The following is a 10,907-nucleotide window of genomic DNA, read 5'->3' as shown; positions in this document are numbered from 1 at the left end:
CATTTTATTCAATTTAGTTTCTCAAATGTCTCTTAATATTATTAATCAAAAAAGTCAAAATGAGTGAACTGCTATTTTCGTTGAGTTACGCTGTTCTCAAATGACACACAACGTCTCCGTATATGAAACGTAGCGTCTAAAAAGACACTATCGTTTCGGATTAAACACGAGCCGATTTTTTATTTTTTCTATTTATCTTTAATTTTATAAATATACAAAAATAAAAAATTGGCGGACTTAATAAATAAGCAAAAACCTCTCGGAAAGCCTGTAATAGCTATGTTTTATATACATTGTTGTGCATAGTGATTTTCACATTCAGCTTGGTTTTCCGATGTTTGTTGTTTAGTTCAGATGTGAGTGTTGGCAAGACATACTCTTTTACAGTTTTGGCGAAGCTTGGATGATGCGACTGTAAATGTGTATGGCTTAAGCGTTGGCATTTCGGTTATCGATTTTTCAATTTAGCACCAAATTTTTACGCAATGTTACTCAATCCCAATTCATTTTCTGTAATCTAACTGCATTTAAAATTGCTAAAAGTGCCACACCAACATCTGCAAAAACTGCTTCCCACATTGTAGCTAATCCACCTGCTCCTAAAATCAACACAATCACTTTCACTCCAAATGCCAAGCCTATATTCTGCCATACGATTTTTCGAGTGGAACGACTTATTTGTATTGCTCTTATAACTTTTGATGGTTGGTCTGTTTGAATAATCACATCTGCGGTTTCTATCGCAACATCACTTCCTAAACCACCCATTGCAATTCCAACATCACTTGCTGCCAAAACTGGCGCATCATTTATTCCATCGCCAATAAAAGCAATTTTGTTTTCAGAGTTTTTCTTTAATATTTCTACTTCATTCAATTTATCTTCGGGCAATAATCCACCTTTGGCTTGTTTGATATTTAATTCGGATGCAACCTTTTGGGTAATGGAATCTTTATCGCCCGAAAGCATCATAATAGTTGTTATTCCTACCTTACGTAAATTAATAATTGTTTCTTTTGCATCTTCCTTTAATTCATCTGCAATAACTACATAACCAGCAAATTTTTTATCGATAGCAACTAAAACAATCGATTCTACAATAGAGTTGGTTTCTTTTGCGACTTCAATATTATTGGCAGTCATCAAAGTCTTGTTCCCAACTAAAACAGATTTTCCGTTAACGATTCCTTTCAAACCTTTTCCAGCGATTTCTGAAACTTCGGTTGCATTAAAATCTTCGCCATCTGCTTTGTATTCTAAAATAGCTTTGGCGATAGGATGTGTGGATTGTTCTTCCATTGCCATTAAATACTTCATAAATTCAGTTTCTTCCCAACCAATTGCTTTTACTTCTTTTATTTTGAAAACGCCTTTTGTAACTGTTCCCGTTTTGTCCATAACCAACGTGTTTATTTTGGTCATTGCATCGAGAAATGAAGCACCTTTAAATAAAATTCCATTTTTTGAAGCTGCACCCAATCCACCAAAATATCCTAATGGAATTGAGATTACCAACGCACAAGGACACGAAATCACAAGAAAAATCAAGGCACGATACAACCAATCTCTAAATACATAATCATCTACAAAAAAGTATGGTAAAAACGTAACTCCAATTGCCAAGAATACAACGATTGGTGTGTAAATTCTTGCGAATTTTCTAATGAACAATTCCGTTTTCGACTTTCGAGCTGTCGCATTTTGGACCATATCCAGAATTCGGGCAATAGAACTGTCTTTAAATTCTTTAGTGGTTTCAATTTCAATCACACCATCGAGATTAATACTTCCTGCAAAAACTTTTTCACTTTTGGAAATCGTATTAGGTTTGCTTTCGCCTGTTAAAGCTGCTGTGTTAAACGAACCTTTATCAGAAAGTAAAATACCATCTAATGGCACTTTTTCGCCAACACGAACTTGTACTTTTTCGCCAATTTCTACAGTTTCAGGATTAACCGAAATAAAATCATTATTTCTATACACCAAAGCCTCGTTTGGTCTTACATCGAGCAACGCTTTTATGTTAGATTTTGCTCTGTTGACTGCTGCATTTTGAAACAATTCGCCAACTGCATAAAATAACATAACTGCAACACCTTCGGGATATTCGCCAATAATGAATGCGCCAATTGTGGCAATTGACATTAAAAAGAACTCTGTAAAAACATCGCCTTTTTTTATGCTATTCCAACCTTCTTTTAAAACTGGAAATCCAACTGGTAAATAAGCGATGCTATACCAAATAATGCGAATCCAATCTTTAAAAAATGCAACATCAAAGTAATCTAAAGCAATACCAACAATAAGCATTATGAAACTTATTATTGCTGGAATATATGCCTTAAAATTATTCGGTTCACTTCCGTGATTATGACCATCATCGTGACTGTGTTCTTTTTCAGAATTTGGATTTAGGTCTTTTAAATTAAGTTTTTTCTTTTTCATTTATATTCAATTATATTGTAAAGATGCTTAAAAAATAAGTGCAATGGAAGTGCATTTATTGACCACTACATTTATCGCAAATACCTTTTACTACCAAATTTATATCTTCGGAAATAAACCCGTTTGGCACTTTAATCTGTGGGATTTTATGTTCTGTTAAACAAACGGTTTCATTGCAATTATTGCAATGGAAATGTAAATGTAAATCGGTTTCAATTTCGCAATTACAACCTTTTTCGCAAAGTGCATATTTGGTAATTCCTGTGCCATCATCTATTTGATGAACGATTGCTTTTTCTTCAAATGTCTTAACCGTTCTGTACAAAGTTGTTCTATCTGCTTTTTCAAAAGCGTTTTCAATATCGCTTAATGTTACCGCTACTTGCTTTTGTGCAAGAAACTTATAAATAAGTAATCGCATTGCCGTAACTCGTATATCTTTTGACTCTAATAATTGTTCTATTGTTTGCATAATTAATGTGCGTGTTCTGCTTCGCCCTTTTTCATTTCTGCAATTAGGTAGTACGCATTGTTATAAGCAAACTTTGTATTTGGTGCTATTTCTTCGGGAAATTGAATTGCTACCCAATCGCCATCTTTATCTCCCAAAATAACCTCAATTGGTTTAAAACTCCAATCCACATTTTCTTTTTCAACTGAAAACACATAAAATTTGTCGCCTTCTTTTACAATAGCACTTTCTGGTAATGCCATTGTTTTAGTGCTTTCTGTCTGTATTCTTCCTTGAATGTACATTCCTGGAATTAAATTTCCTTTTTTGTTTTCAATTTCTGCGTGAACGTGAACCGCTTTTGGGTTATCCTCAAAAGTTTTGCTTACGGAATATATTTCTGCACTCAATTCATCATCTTCAATAGATTGTATATTAAAGGTAACTTTTTGACCTTTTTTTACTTTGTAAACATCTTTTTCAAAAACCATTAAATCTGCGTGAACGTGATGCGTATCTACAATTTCAAAGAGTTCAGTTTGTGGTTCAACATATTGTCCTGTTTTCACTTCCACCTTTTGCACATAACCTTCAATGGGACTGCGTAATGCCACACGTTGCGCTATCGTACCATTTGCGACTGAATTTGAATTAATATTCAACAATTTTAACTGTGCTGCCATTCCATTAACCATAGCTTTTGATGCGTCATATTCTGCTTCTGATTTTTGAAAATTTGCACCAGAGCCTACACCTGCATCATATAATTTTTGTTGTCGTTCATAGTTTTTCTTTAGAAAAGTGCTGTTGCTATACGCATTCAAATAATCGGTTTGCATTTGTATAATATTGGGATGTGAAAGGTATGCAACAACTTGACCTTTGTTTACTTTGTCGCCTTCAATCACTTCAATAGAAACAACATTTGCACCAACAACCGAAGTTATGGCAGCTTCATTTTGTGGTGGCACTTCCAAAGTTCCGTTTGCTTCTACATAGCCACTCATATTGCGTGAGGTAATGGTGTCAATCTTCATTTTTAAGGCTTCAAATTGTTGTGAGGATAACATAACTTCTTCGCTGTCGTGATGTTCTTCTTCAGTATTAGTATTGGTTTCCTTGTCGTGCGCGTGTCCATCTTCTTCATTGTGGTTTTCTTTATTGCCACAAGAGGTTGCTGAAAATGAAAGTATTAAAACTGTCAATATGATATATAATGTGTTTTTCATAATCTTAATTTTTAAAATATTGTAATTCAAAAGTGCTTTCTAAATAATTTGCCAAAGCTGCTTGTGCTTCAATTTCGCTCTGAATAGCTTCTTTTATAAGTTGTGTAAATGCCGAATAATCAATCTCGCCTTCTTTGTAAGCGAACAATGCGCCTGTTTTTTGGTCTTTTGTAAGTGGTAATACTTGTTCTTTATAAAAGAGCCACGATGTTTTCCACTTTAAATAGTTTTCTTTGGCTTGTATAAATTTAGATTCAACTTCGTTTTGTCTGAATTGAATGTTAGTTTCAGCAATTTGTTTGTCAATTTTTGCTGTTCTTATATTCGCTTTTGTTGTACTTGATAAAAATGGAATTGAGATACCTGCTTGATAGGTATAAAAACCAGAATTTCCGTTTACTTTTTGCAAACCACCTTGTAAATTGAACTTGGGTAGATTTTCGGTTTTTGCAGCGTTATAATTTGCTTCTGCTTCATCAATTTGAATTTGCGCAAGGTTATATAAAGGATGTTCTTTTGCATTAAAGTCGTTTACGTCAATTTCATTTATTGCATCAAATTCATCAGGAACTGTATATGTTTCTTCGGAAACGAGCCAAAGATTCAACTGCTGTAAAGCAATTAGATAGTCGCTCTTTGCTTGCAAAAACTTGTTTTGAACTTGTAGTGCTTGGTTTTTAGCTGCCGAATATTCCAATTTTGAAATGGCTTCTACTTCGTAATTTAATTCAACCGCTTTTTCAAAATTGGTGTAAATGGAATCTAATGCTGCATACAGTTTGAATTTCTGTTTACTTTGAAAGGCTTTTGACCACGCTTTTTTAACTTCTAATTCCAATTCTAATTTTGAAAGTTGAAAGGTTTTTTTAGCCAATAAAATTCGCTGCTCCTGTAATTTTCGTTTTGGCGCAATACCAAAGACGTCAATATTTGATTGTCCAATGCCAACCGTTGTATAAATACCTGTTCCATTATTGATTTCTTCGCCACCTGTAAAGATTTGGGTTGTACCAAAATCATAAGCAGTACCTTTTAACTGTTGTTGTTTTTCAATTTCCAACTGCCTTTGTTTTAAACTTGGATAGTTTTCTTTTGAAATCTTTACAGCTTCATCCATTGAAATTTCTGACAACGAATTATTCATTTCTTGCGCATTTCCGAAGAAAGGCAACAAGAATATAAAAGCAATCATTGCAGTAACTGTAATTACTTTTTTATTAGGTCTAAAGGTGAACGATTTATTTTCCACCCAATGATATAAAATTGGTAAGACGAACAAGGTTAATAAAGTGGAAGTTAACAATCCACCGATAACGACTGTTGCTAATGGTCTTTGTACTTCGGCACCTGCCGATGATGAAATTGCCATTGGTAAAAACCCTAATACATCTGTAAAGGCAGTTAGCATAATAGGTCTTATTCTTCGTTTTGTACCTTCTATAATTCTATCTTTAAGATTGGTAACACCTTCATCTTTTAGCTCGTTCAATCCGCTAATCATTACTAAGCCATTTAAAACAGCAACACCAAATAAGACAATAAAACCAACTCCTGCCGAAATACTGAATGGCATATCTCTTAACCATAATGCAAAAACACCACCAATGGTTGCCATTGGGATTGCGATGTAAATCATTAAAGTTTGTGGAAGTGATTTTAATGCAAAATATATCAGTACGAAAATTAGTAGTAACGCAATTGGTACAACGGTCTGTAAGCGATTGCTGGCACGTTCCAGATTTTCAAAAGCACCACCATACCTAATAAAGTAGCCTGATGGCAGTTCGAGGTTAGCATCTAATTTTTCCTTGATTTCATTTACCAACGATTTTACATCACGACCTCTCACATTAATACCTACATACGTTCTTCGGTTGGTATTATCTCTACTTATTTGCATTGGACCAGATTTGTAGCTGATGTCTGCAACTTCACGAAGCGGAATTTGAGTTCCTGAGGGTAAATTGATATACAAATTCTGAACATCTGAAATATCTGTTCGATTTTGAGAATTTAAACGCACCACCAAATCAAAACGTTTTTCACCTTCAAAAATAACGCCTGCTGTTCCACCTGCAAATGCAGATTGTACGATTTGGTTTAAAGTATTTATTTGAAGTCCGTATTGTGCTAATTTACTTCGGTTATAGGTAATTGTCATTTGTGGTAAGCCTGTGGTTGCTTCCGCTTTCATATCGCCAATACCTTCAGTTCCTGCGATTATTTTGGTAATTTCTTCTGCTTTTTGTGACAGTATATTTATATCTTCTCCATAAATTTTTATGGCAATATCTTCACGGACACCTTCGAGTAATTCATTAAAACGCATTTCTATGGGTTGGGTAAATTCATAGTTTACTCCAGGAATTATCTCAACTGCTTTCTTTATTTCTTCAATGAGTTCATCTTTTGTCGAAACAGTAGTCCATTCGCTTTTAGGTTTTAGAATTACAAAAACATCTGCTAAATCCATTGGCATTGGGTCGGTTGGAATTTCGGCAACACCAATTTTACTGACTATTTTTTCAACTTCAGGAAATTTTGCTTTTATAATTTGCTCAACTTTAGTTGTTGTTTCAATAGTTTCTGTAAGTGAACTGCCTGGTTTTAGAATAGCGTGAAAAGCAATATCGCCTTCATCGAGTTGTGGTATAAATTCGCCACCCATTTTGCTGAACGTAAACACAGCAATTCCGAAAAGAACCACCGAAACACCTATTATTAGTTTTCCTTTGGATAAAGATTTTTCTAATAAAGGCTGGTATTTACGTTCTACCCAATGCACAAATTTATCGCCATAGGATTTTTTATCAGATTTTGGTGCTCTTAAAATCAAAGCAGACATCATTGGTACATACGTCAAGCAAAGTACCATTGCTCCAATCATAGCAAAGATGAAAGTTAATGCCATTGGCTTAAACATCTTACCTTCAATCCCTTCTAAAGCTAAAATGGGAAGAAATACAATCAAGATGATAAGTTGACCGAAAAAGGCAGCGTTCATCATCTTTTTTGATGCGCTGGAAGCGATGCCATCACGTTCTTTAGATGTCAATTTTTTCTTCTTATAGAGTTGGGAAGCTATTAGGAAAACGGTGCTTTCTACAATAATTACAGCACCATCAACGATAATCCCGAAATCTATTGCACCCAAACTCATTAGGTTTGCCCAAACATCAAAAACATTCATTAATATAAAAGCAAATAATAAGGATAATGGAATAGTGGAAGCTACAATTAAACCACCTCGCCAATTTCCTAAAAGGAAGATAAGAACGAAAATTACTATTAAAGCACCTTCAATAAGATTGGTTGAGACGGTTGATGTGGTTTCTGCAATTAGTTTACTTCGGTCTAATAAGGGTTCGATGGTAACACCTTCTGGTAAGGACTTTTCAATTTGAGCAATTCGGGTTTTTACATTTTTAATTACTTTGTTTGAATTAGCACCATTTAGCATCATAACCATTCCGCCAACTACTTCGCCATCGCCATCTTGCGTCATTGCACCATAACGGATTGCAGCACCATATTGAACTGTCGCAATGTCGCCAACGGTAATAGGAATGTTATTTGAATTTTTGACTGTAATATTTTTAATATCCTCCAAACTGCGCACCAAACCTTCGCCTCGAATAAAATTGGCTTGGTGGTTTTTTTCGATATATGCACCACCTGTATTTTGGTTGTTGTTTTCGAGAGCTTCAAAAACATCGGTAATTGTAATACCAATTGCCTTTAATTCGTTTGGGTCAACAGCAACTTCGTACTGCTTGATTTTACCACCAATGGCGTTAACTTCAACAACACCTTCTACCATTGCCATTTGGCGTTGGATAATCCAATCTTGCATCGTTCGCAAATCTGTAATGGAATATTTGTGTTTATATTCTGGTTTTACTTTAAGTGTGTATTGGTAAATTTCTCCCAATCCCGAAGATATTGGACCCATTGTTGGTGTGCCAAAACCATTTGGAATTTCTTCTTTTACTTCGTTTAATTTTTCAGATACTAATTGACGAGGTAAATATGTTCCCATAGCATCATCAAAAACTATGGTTACAACAGATAAGCCAAAGCGTGAAATAGAACGGATTTCCTTGACATCAGGTAAATTACTCATTGCAACTTCTACAGGATAGGTTACAAATTGTTCAATGTCCTGCGTTCCTAAATTTGGTGCTTGTGTAATGACTTGTACTTGGTTGTTGGTAATATCTGGAACAGCATCGATAGGCACTTGGGTCATACTCCAAATACCTGCTGCTACAATGGTTAGCGTTAGCAAACCAATAATGAATTTGTTATTGATTGAAAAATCAATGATTTTATTAATCATAGAAAAGGTGTTAATTCAGTTGAAATTATTAATCCACGCAAGAGCGAACATTAAATGTGAAGCAATACTCACGTTAAAAAGCATTACGTTAGGATATAGCTATCCTTTAAAAAACTGAATTATGCCCTTGGTGGCTGTAAAATAGAAGTGGTAAAATCTTTTTCTGTACCATTTAAGTAGAGAAAATCTTGAGTAGAAATAAGAGTAATATCGAGTTTTAAATCTACAAATTGCATATAAGTTGCGCTAATATGGCAACATTGGCAAATACAAAAAGGGGAACATAAATCTGAATCTTGGTGCTGGTGGTCGTTATCCATAGCTTGTGAGATTTCAGTTTTAGCATCATCATCAATCACAACATAATCCGCACAAGGTGCTACATTAAGTGCGAAAATGTAAATTGACAATATGAATGCTAAATGTTTCATTGATGCAAATATATGAATTTATTAATGCAATGGTGTTGCAAAGATGTTCATTGGTTTGTTCGGATTTGTGCAGTGGGAAGAAACAGCTCTTTTATTTTTAGAGCGTTGGCTTTTTTGAGCGTTGGCAAAAAATGAATGTGCTGTTTGCGCGTTGGCTATTTTAGTTCAAATGTTCGATTTCCGCATTATGCACAACGGTTTTGTATATGAAAAGTGCGTGCTTGTGTCAGAGGATTTTCCGAAGGAAAATCGGATGAAAGCAAGTACGCACTTTCCTTTGGTTTAGTACTAAACTACGCATTTTTTATATACGGTGTTGTATGCAGTTATTTTAGTAATCTAAATGAGTTCAGATAGTTTTCAATCAGTTCTTGCTCTTCGCCAAAATATGTCAATTGGTAAGACCTATTTCCAACAAAGAACACTTTTCCTTTTATTCCGCCTTTCATTCCTTTTGGAACATTGGCATTTGGGTTTAAAGAAAATTCAAAGTATATTCCGTTAAGGTTGTTTTGTTCAGTTGGTTCTTTTTTTGTCAGGTCAAAAACACCACCATATTTTGCCTCAAGCGTTTTTAAAATTTGGTTATAAGCTTGGTCTTTGTCCCAAGATTCAATTATATATTCAGGAAAATCAATGTATTCTGCCATATATATCATTTGTTGTCCAGCAACAGCTTGATAATTATAGATTTTATATTTATCCATTCCGATTTGATTATCTATAACTCTCAAAGTCGGTTTTATCGGAAAATCAATTATAAAATTTCCGCTTTCTGAATAAAATTCTCCAGATTCGGTTTTTTTCATTTTGGTCTTGTCTTTCGTTTGTGATTGACAAGAATTAAGAGTAAAAATTGTTAGTAGTAAAATCAATAAATTTCTATTCATAAAGTTTGGTTTTAATTGCATACAACGGTTTTGTATATGAAAAGTGCGTGCTTGTGTCAGCGGATTTTCGGAACGAAAATCGGATGAAAGCAAGTACGCACTTTCCTTTGATTTAGCACTAAACTACGCATTTTTTATATACAGTGTTACCTGCCGTTTTTTTATTCGGAGTATTCTATAAGTTCTAAATTCGTTTTACTTTCGTCAATATTGGTGTATTCTAATTTTACAAAACCATATTTTGTGTTGAAATAGGCAGTAAGTTTTGTTTGTCCAATCTTACTTTTTGCTTTAGCCTCTATGACAAAACATTCAATATTTCCTAAGTCCGTTTTTAAAGTTCGTTTGTCCGTAATTTCATATTCGTATGTGTTTTCGATTTGTCCTTCCCAGATTTTCCAACGCTCGTCCGACCAATGGTCACCAATTCCTAAATTCCAAGTCCATTTTGTTCCGATTTCGTAAGGTGCTTTAATGTATGGAAAAGGGTTTAATTCTAAAATCTCAAAATATTTATCTCTTGGTGGATGAATCCAAACATTTCCTTCATTCTCGATTGCACCTGACATTGAAAATGTTTTTTCTTGTTCAAATTTATACATCAAAACGGTTTGATTATAATCAGGGACGTGGTCTGCCATTGGATTTCCATTTGCGACTTGAATTTTTACAGATTTGATAGTAGTGGAATCAGAGTTTTCAAAATCCACAAATTCCCAACTGTTATTATCTTCTCCTAAATTGAAAAATTTTATATCATTGTTTTGTGTTATATGTTCAAATTTATATTTGAAACTATTGCCGACTTTGTAGATTATGTTATTTTGGTTGTATTTGTTTTCGTCAACGATTGTAGAATCAAATTTTTCAATTAAAATTCCATCATTTTCTGTTATTAATTCATAGTTTTTTTTGGATTGTTCTGGTTTTGATTTGCAACTTGATAAAGAGACAATAATAAGAAAAATCAAAATGTTTATTAATTTCATTTAGTTGGGTTTAAATGGCAGGTAACGTTTATGTATAAGAATAGTTGCGGGTTTGTATGCGAGGATTTTCCGAAGGAAAATCAGACGTTACAAACACGCAACGACCTTTGATTAAGCACTAAACCGCAATTAT

The 10,907-nt window shown here is 34.1% G+C and carries 7 protein-coding genes; all 7 read right to left on the bottom strand.

The window, feature by feature from the left end; genetic code table 11:
- Nucleotides 1-492 precede the first annotated feature (492 nt).
- Nucleotides 493-2,445, bottom strand: coding sequence for a heavy metal translocating P-type ATPase (locus IEV77_RS17215; RefSeq protein ID WP_188467129.1), 1,953 nt, complete (start codon nucleotides 2,443-2,445; stop codon nucleotides 493-495).
- Between the two features lie 55 nt (nucleotides 2,446-2,500).
- Nucleotides 2,501-2,917 (bottom strand): Fur family transcriptional regulator, encoded by a 417-nt coding sequence (locus IEV77_RS17210; RefSeq protein WP_117881269.1) that lies wholly within the window; start codon nucleotides 2,915-2,917, stop codon nucleotides 2,501-2,503.
- Between the two features lie 2 nt (nucleotides 2,918-2,919).
- The gene (locus IEV77_RS17205) at nucleotides 2,920-4,125 is read right to left on the bottom strand and encodes an efflux RND transporter periplasmic adaptor subunit (RefSeq protein ID WP_188467127.1); all 1,206 of its coding nucleotides are present in this window, start codon (nucleotides 4,123-4,125) and stop codon (nucleotides 2,920-2,922) included.
- 4 nt (nucleotides 4,126-4,129) lie between these two features.
- On the bottom strand, nucleotides 4,130-8,464 hold the full coding sequence (locus IEV77_RS17200) for a CusA/CzcA family heavy metal efflux RND transporter (RefSeq protein ID WP_188467125.1): 4,335 nt from the start codon (nucleotides 8,462-8,464) through the stop codon (nucleotides 4,130-4,132).
- Between the two features lie 119 nt (nucleotides 8,465-8,583).
- Nucleotides 8,584-8,895 carry a DUF6660 family protein gene (locus IEV77_RS17195; RefSeq protein WP_188467123.1) on the bottom strand — a complete coding sequence of 104 codons (312 nt, stop codon included), beginning with the start codon at nucleotides 8,893-8,895 and terminating at the stop codon, nucleotides 8,584-8,586.
- 326 nt (nucleotides 8,896-9,221) lie between these two features.
- On the bottom strand, nucleotides 9,222-9,785 hold the full coding sequence (locus IEV77_RS17190; protein ID WP_188467121.1) for a hypothetical protein: 564 nt from the start codon (nucleotides 9,783-9,785) through the stop codon (nucleotides 9,222-9,224).
- Between the two features lie 161 nt (nucleotides 9,786-9,946).
- Nucleotides 9,947-10,774, bottom strand: a complete 828-nt coding sequence (locus tag IEV77_RS17185; protein ID WP_188467119.1) for a hypothetical protein — start codon at nucleotides 10,772-10,774, stop codon at nucleotides 9,947-9,949.
- Nucleotides 10,775-10,907: the final 133 nt, after the last annotated feature.

This window comes from Xanthomarina arctica (assembly GCF_014638915.1).
Taxonomy (GTDB): domain Bacteria; phylum Bacteroidota; class Bacteroidia; order Flavobacteriales; family Flavobacteriaceae; genus Xanthomarina; species Xanthomarina arctica.
This window is presented reverse-complemented; position numbering and strand designations above follow the sequence as displayed.

Bases quoted from the DNA above. Each gene is read 5' to 3' on its own strand.
- IEV77_RS17200 (WP_188467125.1), bottom strand. From the start codon at position 8,464: ATGATTAATAAAATCATTGATTTTTCAATCAATAACAAATTCATTATT.
- IEV77_RS17190 (WP_188467121.1), bottom strand. From the start codon at position 9,785: ATGAATAGAAATTTATTGATTTTACTACTAACAATTTTTACTCTTAAT.
- IEV77_RS17215 (WP_188467129.1), bottom strand. From the start codon at position 2,445: ATGAAAAAGAAAAAACTTAATTTAAAAGACCTAAATCCAAATTCTGAA.
- IEV77_RS17205 (WP_188467127.1), bottom strand. From the start codon at position 4,125: ATGAAAAACACATTATATATCATATTGACAGTTTTAATACTTTCATTT.
- IEV77_RS17185 (WP_188467119.1), bottom strand. From the start codon at position 10,774: ATGAAATTAATAAACATTTTGATTTTTCTTATTATTGTCTCTTTATCA.
- IEV77_RS17195 (WP_188467123.1), bottom strand. From the start codon at position 8,895: ATGAAACATTTAGCATTCATATTGTCAATTTACATTTTCGCACTTAAT.
- IEV77_RS17210 (WP_117881269.1), bottom strand. From the start codon at position 2,917: ATGCAAACAATAGAACAATTATTAGAGTCAAAAGATATACGAGTTACG.